A 16,523-nucleotide genomic window follows, 5' to 3' on the forward strand; every position below is an offset into this window, starting at 1 on the left:
CGCATGTTAATCGTCGAGCGAAACCTCGAGTTCCTGCATCAGCGTATCGTCTATGGAAACTGGCTTGGCTGGCGGCGGGGCATGCCGGGCGCCATTGGTGTTGGCCGAACCATAGGCAGGCAGCGGCGTGATGTTGCTCGCCTGATGGCTCGCGACGGCGGGCCTCGGCGCCGGTGCCGGCGCGGCTGGGCGCGGGCGGGCAGGGAGCGGCGTGGCGCTTGCCGGCTGCTGCTGGGGTGGCGCCTGCCTTGCAGGCGCGGGTGCCGGCTGGGTGGGGCGCGGCCGCGGCGCCTGGGCCTGCTGCTGGCCGCTGTCTCCGGTCAATGCCGGGCGGCGCGGTGCTGCAAGCCTGATGTCGCGCTCGACGACGACGTCGGTCGGGCCGCCGATCAGGATGAGGTGTTCAATGTCGTCGCGGCGCACCAGCACCAACCGGCGGTGACTGTCGACCGCCGTGGCGTCCATGACGGCCAGCCTGGTCTTGCGGTTGCGGCCGCCGGCGACGAATGTCCCGAACGTCAGGCTGCGCACCAGCTTGATGATGAGGAGAACGACCACCAGCAGAACGAGCGCGGCAAACGTCCACAGGATTGCGGCGACATAACCAGGACCCGCCACGCTATCCAGCCACTGCAGCATCGGTGCACCGCCCTTTTTTGAGGTGACGCGACACTAAACCGTGCGGACCAGCCGCCGCAAGTTGGCATCACGCTTCGTGAACAGTTTGAAACACGAATCCATTGCCCGGCGCCATTTTTATCTGACATTTGCCGCCGGGGCCTTTTCCGCTACAGGAGAATGTGATTCAACCGGCCGTCCGCGGGGTGTCGGGCACCGGAATCACGAGCAGGGGGCACATGGCCAAGGAAACGCGCGGCGATTTCTATCCGGTACCGATCGTCGACCAGAACACGCGTCCGGGTGCCGTGACCCGGCTCATCATCTTCATCGTTGTCCTGACCGGTGCGGCGATCGTTTTCGGGCTTTTCCGCGAGCGCCTCGGCGATCCCTTCCTGCTCGGCATGCTCGGCGTGCTGGCGATGATCGGCGTCGGCTTCCTGTTTGCTACCGCTATCGGCTTCGTTCAGGTCGCGCCGCGCTCGACCAGCGACGAACTGTCCAAAGCCTTTGTCGATTCGATGTCGCAAGGCCTGCTGGTCACGGATACCAAGGCCCGTATCATCTACGCCAACCGTGCCTATGCCGATATGACGGGCGCTTCGTCGGCGGCCGACCTCAAGACGGTCGAAGGGCTGCTGTCGGACGTTCCAGAGGCCTCCATGACCATCTACCGGCTGGCATCGGGCCTGCGCGACGGCCAGGCGGGCGATGGCGAGTTCAGGCTTGCGCAATCCATCCGCCCCGGCGCGGAGCCCGGTGCGCACTGGTACCGCACCCGCGCACGCGCTTTCAATGTGCCGGGCCAGCGGCTGCCGATGCTTGCCTGGCAGCTTGCCGATATCTCGCAAGAGCGGGCCGAGCAGGAGCGTTTCTTCCTCGACCTGCAAAAGGCGATCGACCATCTCGACCATGCGCCGGCCGGTTTCTTTTCGGCCGACCAGGAAGGCCGCGTCACCTACATCAACGCCACGCTCGCCGAATGGCTGGGCATCGATCTGGCGAGCTTCACGCCGGGCGCCGTCACGCTGCCCGAGATCGTCGCCGGCGACGGCATGGCGCTGGTCCGCTCGGTCAAGGCCGATCCCGGCACCACGCGCAACGCCGTCATCGATCTCGACCTGACGACGATGACTGGCGAGGCGCTGCCGGTGCGCTTCATGCACCGCGTCTCGGCGAGCCGCGAGGGCGTCGGCGGTCCGACCCGCACAATTGTGCTCAACCGCACCCAGGGCGAGGATGCCTCCGCCGATCTTCGCGCCTCGGAAGTCCGTTTCACCCGCTTCTTCAACTCGACGCCGATGGCTATCGCCGGCGTCGACGCCAATGGGCGCATCCTGCGCACCAACGCGCCGTTCCTCTCGCTGTTTTCCTCGGTCGTCGATCGCGACGCGGTCGACCGCCGCGTCCGGCTCGACACGGTCATCCACGAGCGCGACCGGCCGGCTTTCGCCGAGGCTTTCGAGAAGGCCAGGCAACGGCAGGCCGAAATCGAGCCGATCGACACTTTGTTGCCCGGCAACGAGGATCGGCACATCCGCTTCTACGTCAACGCGGTTGCCGAGGGCACCGGCGGCGAAGGTGCCGAGGAATCAGCCATCGTCTATGCTGTCGACACCACCGAGCAGAAGGCGCTCGAAGGCCAGATGGCGCAGAGCCAGAAGATGCAGGCGGTCGGCCAGCTCGCCGGCGGCATCGCACACGACTTCAACAATGTGCTGACCGCCATCATCATGGCGTCGGACCTGCTCTTGACCAACCACCGCCCGTCGGATCCGTCCTTCCCCGACATCATGAACATCAAGCAGAATGCCAACCGCGCGGCTTCGCTGGTCAGGCAGCTTCTCGCCTTCTCGCGCAAGCAGACCCTGCGCCCGGAAGTGCTGAACCTGACCGATGTTCTGGCCGACCTCAGGATGCTGCTCGCCCGTCTGGTCGGCAACGACATCAAGCTGAAGATCGACCACGGTCGCGATCTCTGGCCGGTCAAGGTCGATATCGGGCAGTTCGAGCAGGTGGTGGTGAACCTTGCCGTCAACGCGCGCGACGCGATGCCGGCGGGCGGCGACCTTGCGGTGCGCACCCGCAACGTCACAGCCGAGGAATGCAAGAGCTTCTCATACCGCGAGCTCACCCCGGCCGACTACGTGGTGGTCGAGATCGAGGATACCGGCACCGGCATCGCGCCGGATGTGCTGAAGAAGATATTCGAACCCTTCTTCACCACCAAGGAAGTCGGCAAGGGCACCGGCCTCGGCCTGTCGATGGTCTATGGCATCATCAAGCAGACGGGCGGGTTCATCTTCTGTGATTCGGAAGTTGGCAAGGGCACGGTATTCCGCATCTTCCTGCCGCGCCTCATCGCGGAAGTGAAGCCGGCGAGCGAAGCGGGCGAGGCGCCGGCGGCGCCAGTGAAACCGGCGGAGACGGCCAAGGACCTGTCGGGTTCGGCGACTGTGCTGCTCGTCGAGGACGAAGACGCCGTTCGCATGGGCGGCATGCGGGCACTGACATCGCGCGGCTATACCGTCCACGAAGCGTCCTCCGGCGTCGAGGCACTGGAAGTGTTCGAGGCGCTCGGCGGCAAGATCGACATCGTCGTGTCCGACGTAGTGATGCCGGAAATGGACGGGCCGACGCTGCTAGGCGAGTTGCGCAAGCGGCAGCCCGACATCAAGTTCGTCTTCGTCTCAGGCTACGCCGAGGACGCCTTTGCCAGGAACCTGCCCGCCGACGCGCATTTCGGCTTCCTGCCGAAGCCGTTTTCGCTCAAGCAGCTGGCAACCATCGTCAAGGACGTGTTGGAATCCTGATGCGTATCGGCCAAAAATGCGCCGCGGTTTTGCGAGAACGACGCGCACAAACAGCGGGCTGAATGTGATCGAGCGCACAGACGCCCCCGCCATGCCGTTTACAGTGGCGGCGCCGGGGAGCGATCCGTCCACTCATAACCAGTGAGGCCGGCCACTGGAGCGTCGCAATCGCGGCTTGCGCATCGACGCGAGATCGCCATGATTGCGGTGACAAACGCGGCGGGGAATTGGGGTAGATGCCGTGACGCCGCACAACGAAGCGGAGAAGGGTGATTTTGCCGAAACGGTGCTGCTGCCGGGCGACCCGGAGCGCGCCGAATGGATGGCTGCGACTTTTCTCGAGGCGCCGCGCTGCGTCAATCGCCGCAGGGGCGCGCTGGGCTTCACCGGCCGGTTCCGGGGCAAGCCGGTCAGCATCCAGTCTACCGGCATCGGCGTCTCGTCATTCCTGATCTACGCCCATGAACTTCTCGACTTCCACGGCGTCAAGACGCTGATCCGGACCGGCACCTGTGGCGGCCTGAGCGCCGAGGTGCCGCTGCGCGGCCTGGTGATATCGCGATCGGTCCGCGCCGAGAATGCCGATAGCGGCCAGGTCTTCGGGCTTTACGCCGCCGCCGGTCCCGATCCGGAACTGCTGGCCGGGGCATTGCGGCGGGCCGAGGCGCTCGGCATCGAGCACCGGGCGGGGCTGACGATCTGCAGCGATATTTTCTATCATCCGCAGGGCCGCGCCCGCTATGCCGAAGCCATCGCGATGGGAGCGCTCGCCGTCGATATGGAGACCAGCGCCCTGTACCGCATTTCGGCCCATTTCGGCGCGCGGGCGCTGTCGTTGCTGAACGTGGTCGATCATGTCGCCAACGGCGAGCAGACCGACTATTCCGAGCGCCAGGAGCTGTTCACCGACATGACGCGGCTGGCGCTCGAAGTCGCCGTCGACTAGAACGGTTCATCGTTTCATGGAAACGCTGAACCGCTCTATCTCTTTGTTTTGACGCGATTCCGGACGGAAAACCGCTACGCACTTTTCCTGGAATTGCTCTAGGCGGCTTCCCGCTTCAGCGCCGCCTGTTCGTTCGCGGTTGGCCGGTGGCCGCGCAGATAGAGCGCGCAGGTGGTGCGCAGCATCGAGGCGAAGTTCGGGATCTGGCCGTTGATCTGGATTGCCTCGTCATAGAGCGTCGAGATGAATTTGGGCGTCGTCAGGCCCTGGCTTTCGGCGATCTCATCGAGCAATGCCCAAAACGTAGCCTCAAGCTGGATGCTCGTGGAATGCCCGTCGATGCGAATCGACCGGTTGATCTGTCGGTAGCCCTCCGGGTCCTGCCCGGCGAAAACCCTGCACATCGTTTTCTCCCATTCTTGTTGGTTTTGGGCGCGAGTCGATGCAAGTCGCGCCGTTGAGTCTTGCCTGTCGCGGCCGGTCATTCTCAACCGGAAGGCCAAAAACAGCAATCGGACTTTCGTCGCTGGAACCGGCCGCTTCACGCCTTCTATCCGTTTTCCGGATCCCGCGCGTGGTAATCGGCTGCCACCACCTTTGCCGCAAGGCGCCCATAATCACCCTCGTGCGCATCTTTCGCGCGGCTGAAGAGGGTTGAAATTTGGCGAAAGCGATCCACTCAATGATCCGGGTTCTGAATGAGGCCCGGTCTGTCGACTTCTATCGGAATGCTTTCGGACTCGATATCGCCGATCGGCTGGATTTCGAGACCTTCACCCTGGTCTATCTCAGCAATCCCGAGACATCGTTCGAGCTTGAGCTCACCGTCAACAAGGGTCGCGAGCAGCCTTACGAACTCGGCGACGGCTACGGTCATCTCGCGGTTTCGGTCGCCGACCTCGACAGCGAGCACGACCGCCTCGGCGCGCTCGGCCTCAACCCGAAGAAGATCGTCGAGTTCGACCGCGACGGGGCGCGGATCGCCCGCTTTTTCTTCATCGAGGATCCCGACGGCTACAAGATCGAGGTCCTGCAGCGAGGAGGACGGTTTCAGTAAGCGACCACCAGCCGCGCGGCCAGCGCGGCGCCAGCAAAGGCACCCCTTCGAGGTGCGGACAGCAAGCAGGGAGGAACAAATGGTCACCATCTATGAAAGGAAGCCCGGCCTGTCGCGGCGCGAGCTTCTGAAGCACGGCGGCGCGGGAGCGTTGCTCGTCATTTCCGGCAGCGCCGTCATCAGCCCGCAACACGCCTGGGGTCTCGAAACGGCGGCGCTGAAGCCAGAGACCATGGCGACCTTGATCCAGGTGGCGCGCGACATCTACCCGCACGACCAGGTACCGGACAAACATTACGCAATCGCGGTCAAGGCCCATGACGAGCTGGCCGCCAAGGACCCCGCCCATAAGGAGCTGATCGAGAAGGGCATCGCCGAACTCGACAAGAAGGCCGGCAGCGGCGGCTATCGCGGGCTCGGCTGGGAGGAGCAGCGCGTCGCGCTGCTCAAGGACATCGAGAGCTCGCCGTTCTTCCAGACGGTACGCAGCGGCCTGGTCGTCAGCCTCTACAACCAGAAGGATGTCTGGCCGATCTTCGGCTACGAGGGCGAGTCCTTTTCCAAGGGCGGCTACATCGAGCGCGGCTTCAACGACATCGAGTGGCTCTGAACCGCTCTTTCCTTGAACCGCTTTTGACCGAATTCATGGGAGGAAACCATGGCAGCACCATTTGATCTCAAGAATGACAGCGTGGTCGTCATCATCGGCTCGGGCGCCGGCGGCGGCACACTCGGCAACGAACTTGCCCAGAAAGGCATCGACGTCGTCATCCTCGAGGCGGGCGCCCGCCACGAATACGATGATTTCATCAACGACGAGTGGGATTCCTTTACCCAGCTTGCCTGGAAGGACAAGCGCACCACATCCGGCGACTGGCGGGTGGCGAAGGATTTTCCAAACCTGCCGGCCTGGATCGTCAAGTCGGTCGGTGGCTCGACCACGCATTGGGCGGGCGCCTCGCTGCGCTTCCAGGAGCATGAGTTCAAGGCACACTCGACCTACGGCAAGGTGGAAGGCGCCAGCTTGCTCGACTGGCCGATCACGCTGGCCGAGATGGAACCCTACTACACCAAGGCCGAAGCCAAGATGGGCGTCACCGGCACCAATGACTGGCCAAGACTGCCGGGCAACAACAACTTCAAGGTGCTGAAGGCCGGCGCCGACAAGCTCGGCTACAAGGAATGCCACACCGGCAACATGGCCATCAACTCGGTCCAGCGCGACGACCGCAACTCCTGCCAGCAGACAGGCTTCTGCTTCCAGGGCTGCGAGTGGGGCGCCAAATGGTCGACGCTTTACACCGAGATCCCCAAGGGTGAGGCGACTGGCCATCTCGAGGTGCGGCCGAATTCGATGGCGATCAAGATCAACCACGACGCCAGCGGAAAGGTGACCGGCGTCGTCTATGCCGACAAGGACGGCAAGCTGCAGGAGCAGAAGGCGCGCATCGTCGCCGTCGCCGGCAACTCGATCGAGAGCCCGCGGCTGCTGCTCAACTCGCAATCGGCCAAGTTCCCGCACGGGCTCGCCAATTCCTCGGGGCAGGTGGGCAGGAACTATATGCGCCACACAACCGGCTCGGTCTACGCCATCTTCGACAAGCCGGTGCACATGTATCGCGGCACCACCATGGCCGGCATCATCCGCGACGAGGCGCGCCACGACCCTTCGCGCGGTTTCGTCGGTGGCTATGAGATGGAGACGCTGTCGCTCGGCCTGCCATTCATGGCGGCCTTCCTCAACCCGGGCGGCTGGGGCCGCTCCTTCACCACGGCGCTCGACCACTACGACCACATGGCGGGCCTGTGGATCGTCGGCGAGGACATGCCGCGGCCGGAAAACCGCATCACGCTGCACAAGGACGAAAAGGACGAGCACGGCATGCCGATCGCCGACGTCCATTTCGACGATCACGCCAACGACACGGCGATGCGCGATCATGCCTACAAGCAGGGTCAGGCGCTGTACGCGGCGGTTGGCGCGACGCGGACCTTCCCGACGCCGCCCTATCCCTCGACCCACAATCTCGGCACCAACCGGATGAGCGAGAAGGCGGTCGACGGCGTCGTCAACAAGCATGGCCAGGCGCACGACATCAAAAACCTGTTCGTGTCCGACGGCAGCCAGTTCACCACCGGCGGCGCCGAGAACCCGACGCTGACCATCGTCTCGCTCGCCATCCGTCAGGCCGATTACATTGCCGGACAGATGTCGGCGAAGAGCATCTGAACACGCCCTCCCGGCAGCCTGCGCGGAGCTTTCCCGGCTCCGCGCTTTTTTGCGAAAGGGTAGATTATCCCCTGGTGCAGGTTGAGGCGGTGAAAGCTCCGTCGGGCTGCTTCATGATGATATCGAAGGACGGGCTGTCAGGCCCGTCCAGCGTCGCCTGAGTCATGGAGACGGAGTTGCCGCCGCTGGTGTAACCGCCCAGTGGACCCAGCCAGTTGATCTCGCCATTGGCATTCATCTGATAGTTGTAGCCTTGGGGCGCGGTGCCGAAAGTGACCGGGCCGCTATAGACATTGCCCTTGATGGTAATGTCGCCGAGGTTGAGGAAGGCGCCGAGCAGGTAGACCTCGCAATGGTAGATCCCGTCGGGCATCTTGCCGTCGGTGAAGTCGGCGCGGGCGGCTCCGGTTGCGGCAAGCAATAGCAAGATGCTGAAAATGCTGGAGATACGGGAGGTCATGGCATCGCTCGGTTCGAAGCTGACCTTGCCCTATTTCCCCGCTGCACCGCAACCTGCCGCGTGCCGCAATTCGACGCGCCAGGCTCAAAAATTGGGCATGGATCCCATTTGGGCAAAATATAGGCAGCATTGCGCGATTTTGCCTCATTTGAACGATCCGGACTTCGTTACATGTTGGGCAGCTAATATCGTAACTCGCTGATAAGGCTTGGATATCCGGCTGTCTTGCCCGCTTTTCCTGGATTGGCATGGTGGTTGCATAGCTCTGTTGCGACGCAAAACAACCAGAATGGGAGTGTGCAATATGAGGGGTAACTTCTCGACAATAACAAAAATGTTTTCGGCTGGCGTGCTCGCCGCCGGTCTGCTGACGGCGCCTGCAAAGGCGGCCGACGACACGATCAAGGTCGGCATTCTCCATTCGCTGTCGGGGACCATGGCGATTTCGGAGACGACGCTGAAGGACGTCATGCTGATGCTGATTGAGGAGCAGAACGCCAAGGGCGGCCTGCTCGGCAAGAAGCTCGAGGCCGTCGTCGTCGATCCGGCGTCCAACTGGCCGCTGTTCGCCGAAAAGGCGCGCGAGCTGATCTCCAAGGACAAGGTCGCGGCCGTGTTCGGCTGCTGGACCTCGGTGTCGCGCAAGTCGGTGCTGCCGGTGTTCTCGGAACTCGACAACATCCTGTTCTATCCGGTCCAGTATGAGGGCGAGGAGAGCGAGCGCAACGTCTTCTACACCGGTGCCGCTCCAAACCAACAGGCCATCCCGGCCGTCGACTACCTGATGAGCGAGGACGGCGGCTCGGTGAAGCGCTGGGTGCTTGAAGGCACCGACTACGTCTATCCGCGCACCACCAACAAAATCCTCGAAGCTTATCTGAAGGCGAAGGGCGTGCCGGCCGAGGACATCATGGTCAACTACACGCCGTTCGGCTTCTCCGACTGGCAGACCGAGGTCTCGGCGATCAAGAAGTTCGGCTCGGCCGGCAAGAAGACGGCCGTCGTCTCGACCGTCAACGGCGACGCCAACGTGCCCTTTTACAAGGAGCTCGGCAACCAGGGCATCAAGGCCGAGGACATCCCGGTCATGGCCTTCTCGGTCGGCGAGGAAGAGCTGGCCGGCCTCGACACCGGTCCGCTGGTCGGCCATCTCGCCGCCTGGAACTATTTCGAGAGCGTCGACACGCCCGAGAACAAGAAGTTCATCGACGACTGGCACAAGTTCATCAAGAACGACAAGCGCACCACCAACGACCCGATGGAAGCCCACTATATCGGCTTCAATATGTGGGTGAAGGCGGTCGAGAAGGCCGGCACCACCGATCCGGACAAGGTCATCGACGCTATGGTCGGCGTCTCGGTGCCGAACCTGACCGGCGGCTATTCGACCATGATGCCGAACCATCACATCACCAAGCCGGTGCTGATCGGCGAGATCCAGGCCGACGGCCAGTTCGAGACCGTCTCGCAGACGCCGGGCCTGGTGATGGGCGACGAATGGTCCGACTTCCTGCCTGACTCTAAGGACCTGATCTCGGATTGGCGCGCGCCTCTGTCCTGCGGCAACTTCAACGTTGCCACCGGCAAGTGCGGCGGCAAGGGAACCAACTGATCCTCCCGGGTCTGATCGGTCGTGGTTCTCTCCACGGCCAGGACCGCGAAGCGTCCGGGCGAACTCCTCCTCCAGTCCGCCCGGACGCGCAATTCCAGCCCCAGACGAGTATCTGAACGGATGATCCTGTTGCGCGCTCTCGGCCTCACGCTGTTGTTTCTGATGGCAAGTTTGTTGCCGTCGAACGCCGAAGCCGACCTGCGCGCCATCATCGCCAAATTCGCCACCGGCACCAGCTTCTCGGCCACCGAGGCCGTGGTGCGCGAGCTTGCCGCCACCGGCGACCCTGCGGTCGAGCTGCCGCTTTCGGCGCTCGCCGACGGCAATCTCTACATCCGCAAGGCCGACTCCCAGGTCTTCGTCGGCAAGGACGCCGGCGACGGCATCGACCTGCTCGATCCTCTGAGCGGCGAGAAATCAGCCACTGCCGCCAAGGCCGATCTCACCAAGATCAAGGTCAACAACGGCTTGCGCCGCGTCATCCGCGACGCGCTCGGCACGCTGACGCTGCGCGCCAAGGACCCGGCCGTGCGGATTGCAGCCGCCGCGACCATGTTCAAGACGCCGGACGCGGCGAACATCGAACCGCTCGATGCCGCCATCACCGCCGAGACGGAGCCGGCCGTCATCGCGCTGTTCGATCAGGCCCGCGCGGCATCGGTTCTGGTTTCGGACAAACCCGAGGCCGACAAGCTTACCGCGATCTCGGTGATTGCCGCGCGCGGCGACCGCGACGCGCTATCACTGCTCACCTCTGTCGAGGCGAGTTCCGAAGGCGCGGTCAAGGACGCGGCCTCATCCGCGATCGGCGCCATCAATTCAACGCTGGCGCTGTGGGATGCAGGCCAGAACATCTGGTACGGCATTTCTCTGGGTTCGGTGCTGCTGCTCGCGGCCATCGGCCTTGCCATCACCTTCGGCGTCATGGGCGTCATCAACATGGCACATGGCGAGATGGTCATGCTCGGCGCCTACACCACCTTCGTCGTCCAGCAGGTGATCCGCACGTCCTTTCCGGAACTGTTCGACTGGTCGCTGGTCATCGCGCTGCCGCTCGCTTTCCTGGTCGCAGCGCTCGTCGGCCTCGCCATCGAGCGCGGCGTCATCCGCCTCCTCTATGGCCGGCCGCTGGAAACGCTTCTGGCCACCTGGGGCATCTCGCTGATTTTGCAGCAGGCCGTGCGCACCATCTTCGGGCCGACCAACCAGGAGGTCGGCAATCCATCCTGGATGTCGGGCTCGTTCGACGTCGGCCAACTGGCCATCACCTGGAACAGGCTGTGGATCCTGGTCTTCGCGCTCCTGGTGTTTGGCGTGCTGCTCTACGTCATGAAGCATACACCCTGGGGCCTGCGCATGCGCGCCGTCACCGCCAACCGCCGCATGGCCGCTTCCATGGGCATCAGGACGCCCTGGGTCGACGCGCTGACCTTCGCGCTCGGCTCCGGCATTGCCGGCATCGCCGGTGTCGCGCTCAGCCAGATCGACAACGTCTCGCCCAATCTCGGACGCGGCTACATCATCGACAGCTTCATGGTCGTCGTCTTCGGCGGTGTCGGCAATCTGTGGGGTACGCTGGTCGGCGGCTTCTCGCTCGGCATCGTCAACAAGTTCCTCGAACCCTATGCCGGCGCCGTGCTCGGCAAGATCGTAGTGCTGGTGCTGATCATCCTGTTCATCCAGAAGCGTCCGCGCGGCCTGTTCGCGCTGAAGGGCCGGGCGGTGGAAGCATGATCACGCAACGCTTCTTCGGCGCCGATCGCCGCATCGCCAGCACCGTTCTCATCCTGTTCGCGGCGGCGATCATCGTGCCGCTGCTCAATCTCGCGGTGTCGCCGTCGAGCGCGTTCTACATTCCGCCTTACATCGTAGCGCTGGTTGGCAAATATCTCTGCTATGCGCTGCTCGCGCTCGCGCTCGACCTCGTCTGGGGCTATTGCGGCATCCTCTCGCTCGGTCACGGCGCCTTCTTCGCGCTCGGCGGCTATGCGATGGGCATGTACCTGATGCGCCAGATCGGCTCGCGCGGCGTCTACGGCAATCCTATCCTGCCGGACTTCATGGTGTTCCTGAACTACAAGGAACTGCCGTGGTTCTGGTACGGTTTCGACCATTTCTGGTTCGCAGCAACGATGGTGCTGGCCGTGCCAGGCCTGCTCGCCTTCGTCTTCGGCTGGTTCGCCTTCCGCAGCCGCGTCACCGGCGTCTATCTGTCGATCATCACCCAGGCGATGACCTATGCGCTGCTGCTCGCCTTCTTCCGCAACGACATGGGTTTCGGCGGCAACAACGGCCTGACCGACTTCAAGGACATTCTCGGATTCAACGTGCAGGCCGACGCAACGCGCTCGGCGCTGTTCGCAGCCAGTGCCGTGACCCTGGCGCTTGCCGTTCTCCTGACCTCGGCGATCGTGCGCTCGAAGTACGGCAAGCTCCTGATGGCGGTGCGCGACGCCGAAAGCCGCACCCGCTTCCTTGGCTGGCGCGCCGAGAACGTCAAGCTGTTCGCCTTCACCGTTTCGGCGATCTTGGCCGGCATCGCCGGCGCGCTTTACGTGCCGCAAGTCGGCATCATCAATCCCGGCGAGTTCGAGCCGTCCAACTCGATCGAGGTGGTGATCTGGGCGGCCGTCGGGGGGCGTGGCACCATTGTCGGCCCGATCGTCGGCGCACTGCTCGTCAATGCTGGAAAATCCTGGTTCACCGGCGTGCTGCCGGAATTCTGGCTGTTCGCGCTGGGCGGCCTGTTCGTGGCCGTAACCTTGTTGCTGCCCAGGGGCATCGTCGGCATGTGGGACAGCTGGCGCAGCAAGGCCAGGGCGTTGCGCACAGCCTCGCTCGCGGCGGATTCCGGCAGCGATCCGCAAGAGCCGCAGCCGAAGATCGTGCGCTCGGCGGCGAGGACGCCCGGTGCCTGGTCCGCCGCCAACCCCGAACCGCAGCCGGCGGAGTAGAGCGATGTCGAAGTCGAACACAATCCTCTATCTCGATGGCGTCTCGGTCTCCTTCGACGGTTTCCGCGCCATCAGCAATCTGTCGCTGGTGCTCGACAAGGGCGAGATGCGGGCGATCATCGGCCCCAACGGCGCCGGCAAGACGACGATGATGGACATTGTCACCGGCAAGACGCGGCCGGACGAAGGCGAGGTCTTTTTCGACGGTCAGGTCGATCTCACCCGGCACGACGAGGCCGAGATCGCCATGATGGGCATCGGCCGGAAATTCCAGAAGCCGACCGTCTTCGAAAGCCACACGATCGAGGAGAATCTGATGCTGGCCCTCAAAGGGCCGCGCTCGATCTTCCCGGCGCTGTTCCATCGCCGCTCTGCAGCGGAAGCGCGGCGCATCGACGACATACTCGGCATCATCCGTCTCGGCGATAAGCGCGCGGCGCTGGCCGCCAGCCTCAGCCACGGCCAGAAGCAATGGCTGGAGATCGGCATGCTGCTCGCGCAGGACCCGAAGCTGCTGCTGGTCGACGAGCCGGTCGCCGGCATGACCGATGCCGAGACGGAGGAGACGGCGCGCCTGCTCAAGGATATCGCGCGAGATCATTCAGTCATCGTCGTCGAGCACGACATGCATTTCGTGCGCGAGCTCGGCGTCAAGGTCACCTGCCTGCACGAAGGCTCGGTGCTGTCAGAGGGCTCGCTCGATTTTGTCTCGGCCGACGAGCGTGTCGTCGAAGTCTATTTGGGGCGTTGAGCATGATCTGGCGGGTCTCGTTCCACCGTTTCGACCTTTCCTTCCTCAGGCGCTGGAGAAGGCGCTGACCATGCTCGAAGTTTCCAACGCCACGCTGCATTACGGTGCCGCCCAGGCGCTGCGCGGTGTTTCGCTGAAGGCCGGCGCCGGCAAGATCACCTGCGTGCTCGGCCGCAACGGCGTCGGCAAGACCAGTTTGATGAGATCGATCGTCGGCCACCACCGGCTGACGAGCGGAAGCGTTGCCTTCGAGGGGAAGGCGCTCGACCGGAGCGCGGCGTATGACCGCGCCCGGTCGGGCATCGCATTCGTGCCGCAGGGCAGGGAGGTCTTCCCGCTGCTGACGGTACGCGAGAATCTGGAGACCGGCTTCGCGCCGCTGAAACGGGCCGACCGCAACATCCCGGCGCATGTCTTCGAGCTGTTCCCGGTGCTGAAGCAGATGCTCGGCCGTCGCGGCGGCGATCTCTCCGGCGGCCAGCAGCAGCAGCTCGCCATCGGCCGGGCGCTGGTGACGCGGCCGAAGCTGCTCGTGCTCGACGAGCCGACCGAAGGCATCCAGCCCTCGATCATCAAGGACATCGGCCGCGCCATCCGCTACCTGCGCGACCAGGCCGGCATTGCCGTGCTTCTCGTTGAGCAGTATCTCGACTTCTGCCGCGAGCTTGCCGACGAGGTCAACATCATGGACCGCGGGCAGATCGTCCACACCGGCCCCGCTGAAGACCTCGATCGCGCGGATGTCCGGAAGTTCCTGACGGTGTAGCTCGCCTTCGTCATTCTTGGGCGTAGCAAGGAGCGAAGCGACGCGGCGCAGATCCAAGGATCCATGCCGTGACATCGGCGGAAGATTGCGGCGGTCCAGAATAAAAACCGTTCAACCTCGCTCCTGCCATCCTAGAATCTGCACCATTAGTAGCGCTTCCAAGTAACGGCACGGATCCTTGGGTCTTCGCTCCGCTTCGCGCTGGCTGCGGCCAAGGATGACGAAGTCATTGACGGCTCTGGCGTGTTTAATACCGCATGCTAGTCTTTTCTTGGCCTTGGTGAGTCGGCCGCTTTCCGTACCAGTCGCGAATGAGGGGGAAGGTGCTGGCCGGCCGGCAAGTTCCACGCAAGCAAGCAAGCCTAGCTTTCCCCGCAGTGATTGTCGGTCAATGCGTCCAAACAATCTTGCCAGGGGGAAGGCGATGGAGCGTTTTGTCGAAGACTACCAGAAGCGACGCCTCACCGAGCGCGTCGACATCATCACCGCCATCAACATCCTGCGGTCGCAGGGTTACGATCGGGACGAATTGATCGGCGAAATGACCAAGGTTTTCTATGTCGACCTCGATGCCTACAACGAGGTGATGGCGCACTGAAGCGAAGGCAGGCCGGGCGCTAGCTCGCGCGCCGCAGCGTCGCGGCAAGCACGCGGTTGCGGCCGCCGCGCTTGGCGGCATAGAGCGCCTTGTCGGCAGCGCTGAGCACCTTGTCGAAGCTGATGCCGTCCTGGCTGCCGAAGGCGTAGCCGGCGCTGACCGTGCAGGACAGCGGGCGCGTCTCGGTTTCGATGTGGCGCGCGGCGAAAGATGCACGGATGCGCTCGGCGGCGAACTCGACCTTCTCGGGCAAGGTGCGCTTGAGCACCAGCGCGAATTCCTCGCCGCCCAGGCGCGCGGCGGCGTCGGTCGGCTGAAGAATGGCCGCGAGTTCCTCGGCGAACACTTTCAGCACCGCGTCGCCGGCGGCATGGCCGAACTCGTCGTTGATCGCTTTGAAGCCGTCGAGGTCGAACACCACCACCGCCATGAAAGCGCCGACCGGCGCCTCGCCATGCAGGTCGAACAGCGCGCGCCGGTTGAGCAGGCCGGTCAGCGGATCGGTGAGCGCATTGCGCCGGTGATGCTGCGCCAGCCGCCCCTGGTTCAGCGCCAGCGACAGCCCGCCGATGCCGGTCATCGAGGCGATGACGATGATGAGGCTGAGATCCTCGGCCCAGTTGCTCGGCGCGTGGCCGAGCACCAGCCTGCCATCCCAGGCCAGCACCGCCGCGCACAGCACGAACGAAGCCGCGGTCAGCGAATAGAGCAGGGCGACACCCTGCAGTGGCGCAGGCGCTTCCTCCCGCCCGCGCCAGTATTCATGCGCCGTCGCGAACAGCAGCAGGCCGGCAAGGAAATTCTCCAGCATGAAGCCAAGCCCGTCATAGCCGAGCGCCATGGGCGGCAGCGCCAAAGCGAGCGAAATGCCGGCGCCCACCAGGACGCGCGGCAATGGCGAGCGCCCTGTCCTGAACTGGTGGGCGGCACCCAGCATCACCGAAAAGCCGAGCAGCAGAAGTGCCAGCGTGAGAACGCCGAGGACAGGCCCAGGGGCTTCGATATAGGCGTCATAGACAAACACCTCGCCGACGATCACCAGCACGCTGATGGCCCAGGTCAGAAGGAACCTGTCAGAGCGGGCGGTCAGCCATGTGCCGAACAACGTCATGCTGAGGCAGGCGGCGGAAAAGCCGACCGCCAGCAGCATTGAATTGTAGTCGAGCAGCATGCCCTGTCCTTGCCGGCGGCGGCGCCAGAGTCTGCTCTGGCGTCGGCTATTAGTGCCGCAAGGAAGTGTCGATACCGTTACGATATCCGCGAAGATACCGAGATTTTGCCGCGTCAGCCCGTCACGCGCTTCATCAGCGCCATGGCGCCGAACGGTGCGCGCACCTTGCCCTCGGTGATGAAATAGGCGAACACGTCGCGCGGCTTGACCGGCGCGTCGATTTTGGCATCGACGCGCGGCAGGTCGGCCGGCTGCTTGCCTTCCGCCCAGGTTTTTACGCGCGCCGCCCACTCATCCAACGCCTTCGGCGTGTAGCAGTCGGGATTGTCGTCGCTGCCGGTCTGCAGCCGCGCATAGACGAAATCGCCGGTGACGTCGGCAATCCGAGGATATTTGGCATGGTCGGCATAGACGATCGCCGCCTTGTACTTGCGGGCCAGCGCCGCGAATTCCGGCACGATGAAACTGTCGTGCCGGACTTCCAGCGCGTGGCGCAGCGCGACGCCGTCCTGCTTCTCGGGGAGCAGCTTCAAGAAGGCTTCGAAAT

At 63.9% G+C, this 16,523-nt stretch carries 16 protein-coding genes; 11 read left to right on the plus strand and 5 right to left on the minus strand.

What is annotated here, in order from left to right; all coding sequences use genetic code 11:
- Window positions 1–6: 6 nt before the first annotated feature.
- Window positions 7–639: a flagellar biosynthetic protein FliO gene (locus EN745_RS13850; protein WP_189363046.1), complete on the minus strand. Its 633-nt coding sequence runs from the start codon at window positions 637–639 to the stop codon at window positions 7–9.
- 218 nt (window positions 640–857) lie between these two features.
- Here EN745_RS13850 and EN745_RS13855 point away from each other — a divergent pair, with 218 nt between their 5' ends.
- Entirely contained in the window at window positions 858–3,431 is a 2,574-nt protein-coding gene (locus EN745_RS13855; RefSeq protein WP_126054770.1) for a PAS domain-containing sensor histidine kinase, read from the plus strand.
- A gap of 241 nt (window positions 3,432–3,672) precedes the next feature.
- Window positions 3,673–4,377: a DeoD-type purine-nucleoside phosphorylase gene (locus EN745_RS13860; RefSeq protein ID WP_126054769.1), complete on the plus strand. Its 705-nt coding sequence runs from the start codon at window positions 3,673–3,675 to the stop codon at window positions 4,375–4,377.
- Between the two features lie 98 nt (window positions 4,378–4,475).
- Here the strand turns inward: EN745_RS13860 and EN745_RS13865 are convergent, their stop codons facing one another.
- The gene (locus EN745_RS13865; protein ID WP_126054768.1) at window positions 4,476–4,781 is read right to left on the minus strand and encodes a ribbon-helix-helix domain-containing protein; all 306 of its coding nucleotides are present in this window, start codon (window positions 4,779–4,781) and stop codon (window positions 4,476–4,478) included.
- Window positions 4,782–5,038: 257 nt separating this feature from the next.
- Here EN745_RS13865 and EN745_RS13870 point away from each other — a divergent pair, with 257 nt between their 5' ends.
- The 3 genes from EN745_RS13870 to EN745_RS13880 all read left to right on the plus strand — a co-directional run bounded on the left by EN745_RS13870 (window position 5,039) and on the right by EN745_RS13880 (window position 7,664).
- On the plus strand, window positions 5,039–5,434 hold the full coding sequence (locus EN745_RS13870) for a VOC family protein (RefSeq protein ID WP_126054767.1): 396 nt from the start codon (window positions 5,039–5,041) through the stop codon (window positions 5,432–5,434).
- A 79-nt stretch (window positions 5,435–5,513) separates the two neighbouring features.
- Entirely contained in the window at window positions 5,514–6,044 is a 531-nt protein-coding gene (locus EN745_RS13875) for a gluconate 2-dehydrogenase subunit 3 family protein (protein WP_127407333.1), read from the plus strand.
- A gap of 48 nt (window positions 6,045–6,092) precedes the next feature.
- Window positions 6,093–7,664, plus strand: a complete 1,572-nt coding sequence (locus tag EN745_RS13880) for a GMC family oxidoreductase (protein WP_126054765.1) — start codon at window positions 6,093–6,095, stop codon at window positions 7,662–7,664.
- A gap of 64 nt (window positions 7,665–7,728) precedes the next feature.
- On the opposite strand, the gene EN745_RS13885 is transcribed toward EN745_RS13880, so the two are convergent.
- Window positions 7,729–8,124, minus strand: coding sequence for a hypothetical protein (locus EN745_RS13885; protein WP_126054764.1), 396 nt, complete (start codon window positions 8,122–8,124; stop codon window positions 7,729–7,731).
- Between the two features lie 304 nt (window positions 8,125–8,428).
- Here EN745_RS13885 and urtA point away from each other — a divergent pair, with 304 nt between their 5' ends.
- The 6 genes from urtA (at window position 8,429) to EN745_RS13915 (ending at window position 14,805) form a co-directional block, all read left to right on the plus strand.
- Window positions 8,429–9,736, plus strand: a complete 1,308-nt coding sequence (gene urtA, locus EN745_RS13890) for an urea ABC transporter substrate-binding protein (RefSeq protein WP_126054763.1) — start codon at window positions 8,429–8,431, stop codon at window positions 9,734–9,736.
- 120 nt (window positions 9,737–9,856) lie between these two features.
- Complete coding sequence (urtB, locus tag EN745_RS13895) at window positions 9,857–11,470, plus strand: urea ABC transporter permease subunit UrtB (protein WP_127421520.1); 1,614 nt, start codon at window positions 9,857–9,859, stop codon at window positions 11,468–11,470.
- Window positions 11,467–12,690 carry an urea ABC transporter permease subunit UrtC gene (urtC, locus tag EN745_RS13900; protein WP_127421521.1) on the plus strand — a complete coding sequence of 408 codons (1,224 nt, stop codon included), beginning with the start codon at window positions 11,467–11,469 and terminating at the stop codon, window positions 12,688–12,690. The genes urtB and urtC overlap by 4 nt, the downstream gene beginning before the upstream one ends.
- Window positions 12,691–12,694: 4 nt before the next feature.
- On the plus strand, window positions 12,695–13,441 hold the full coding sequence (gene urtD / locus EN745_RS13905) for an urea ABC transporter ATP-binding protein UrtD (RefSeq protein WP_127421522.1): 747 nt from the start codon (window positions 12,695–12,697) through the stop codon (window positions 13,439–13,441).
- Between the two features lie 70 nt (window positions 13,442–13,511).
- Window positions 13,512–14,207 (plus strand): urea ABC transporter ATP-binding subunit UrtE, encoded by a 696-nt coding sequence (gene urtE / locus EN745_RS13910; protein ID WP_126054759.1) that lies wholly within the window; start codon window positions 13,512–13,514, stop codon window positions 14,205–14,207.
- Between the two features lie 424 nt (window positions 14,208–14,631).
- On the plus strand, window positions 14,632–14,805 hold the full coding sequence (locus EN745_RS13915; RefSeq protein ID WP_126054758.1) for a hypothetical protein: 174 nt from the start codon (window positions 14,632–14,634) through the stop codon (window positions 14,803–14,805).
- Between the two features lie 19 nt (window positions 14,806–14,824).
- On the opposite strand, the gene EN745_RS13920 is transcribed toward EN745_RS13915, so the two are convergent.
- Both EN745_RS13920 and EN745_RS13925 read right to left on the minus strand, forming a co-directional pair.
- Window positions 14,825–15,976, minus strand: coding sequence for a GGDEF domain-containing protein (locus EN745_RS13920; RefSeq protein WP_127421523.1), 1,152 nt, complete (start codon window positions 15,974–15,976; stop codon window positions 14,825–14,827).
- Between the two features lie 113 nt (window positions 15,977–16,089).
- A partial coding sequence (locus EN745_RS13925; protein ID WP_145992024.1) for a DUF72 domain-containing protein occupies window positions 16,090–16,523 on the minus strand: 434 nt, incomplete at its 5' end.

This window comes from Mesorhizobium sp. M4A.F.Ca.ET.022.05.2.1, from assembly GCF_003998845.1.
Classification (GTDB): domain Bacteria; phylum Pseudomonadota; class Alphaproteobacteria; order Rhizobiales; family Rhizobiaceae; genus Mesorhizobium.

Excerpts from the sequence above, each read along its gene's own strand:
- urtB (WP_127421520.1), top strand. The coding sequence starts at position 9,857 with ATGATCCTGTTGCGCGCTCTCGGCCTCACGCTGTTGTTTCTGATGGCA.
- EN745_RS13875 (WP_127407333.1), top strand. The coding sequence starts at position 5,514 with ATGGTCACCATCTATGAAAGGAAGCCCGGCCTGTCGCGGCGCGAGCTT.
- urtD (WP_127421522.1), top strand. The coding sequence starts at position 12,695 with ATGTCGAAGTCGAACACAATCCTCTATCTCGATGGCGTCTCGGTCTCC.
- EN745_RS13855 (WP_126054770.1), top strand. The coding sequence starts at position 858 with ATGGCCAAGGAAACGCGCGGCGATTTCTATCCGGTACCGATCGTCGAC.
- EN745_RS13865 (WP_126054768.1), bottom strand. The coding sequence starts at position 4,781 with ATGTGCAGGGTTTTCGCCGGGCAGGACCCGGAGGGCTACCGACAGATC.
- urtA (WP_126054763.1), top strand. The coding sequence starts at position 8,429 with ATGAGGGGTAACTTCTCGACAATAACAAAAATGTTTTCGGCTGGCGTG.
- EN745_RS13920 (WP_127421523.1), bottom strand. The coding sequence starts at position 15,976 with ATGCTGCTCGACTACAATTCAATGCTGCTGGCGGTCGGCTTTTCCGCC.
- urtC (WP_127421521.1), top strand. The coding sequence starts at position 11,467 with ATGATCACGCAACGCTTCTTCGGCGCCGATCGCCGCATCGCCAGCACC.
- EN745_RS13885 (WP_126054764.1), bottom strand. The coding sequence starts at position 8,124 with ATGACCTCCCGTATCTCCAGCATTTTCAGCATCTTGCTATTGCTTGCC.
- urtE (WP_126054759.1), top strand. The coding sequence starts at position 13,512 with ATGCTCGAAGTTTCCAACGCCACGCTGCATTACGGTGCCGCCCAGGCG.
- EN745_RS13880 (WP_126054765.1), top strand. The coding sequence starts at position 6,093 with ATGGCAGCACCATTTGATCTCAAGAATGACAGCGTGGTCGTCATCATC.
- EN745_RS13850 (WP_189363046.1), bottom strand. The coding sequence starts at position 639 with ATGCTGCAGTGGCTGGATAGCGTGGCGGGTCCTGGTTATGTCGCCGCA.
- EN745_RS13915 (WP_126054758.1), top strand. The coding sequence starts at position 14,632 with ATGGAGCGTTTTGTCGAAGACTACCAGAAGCGACGCCTCACCGAGCGC.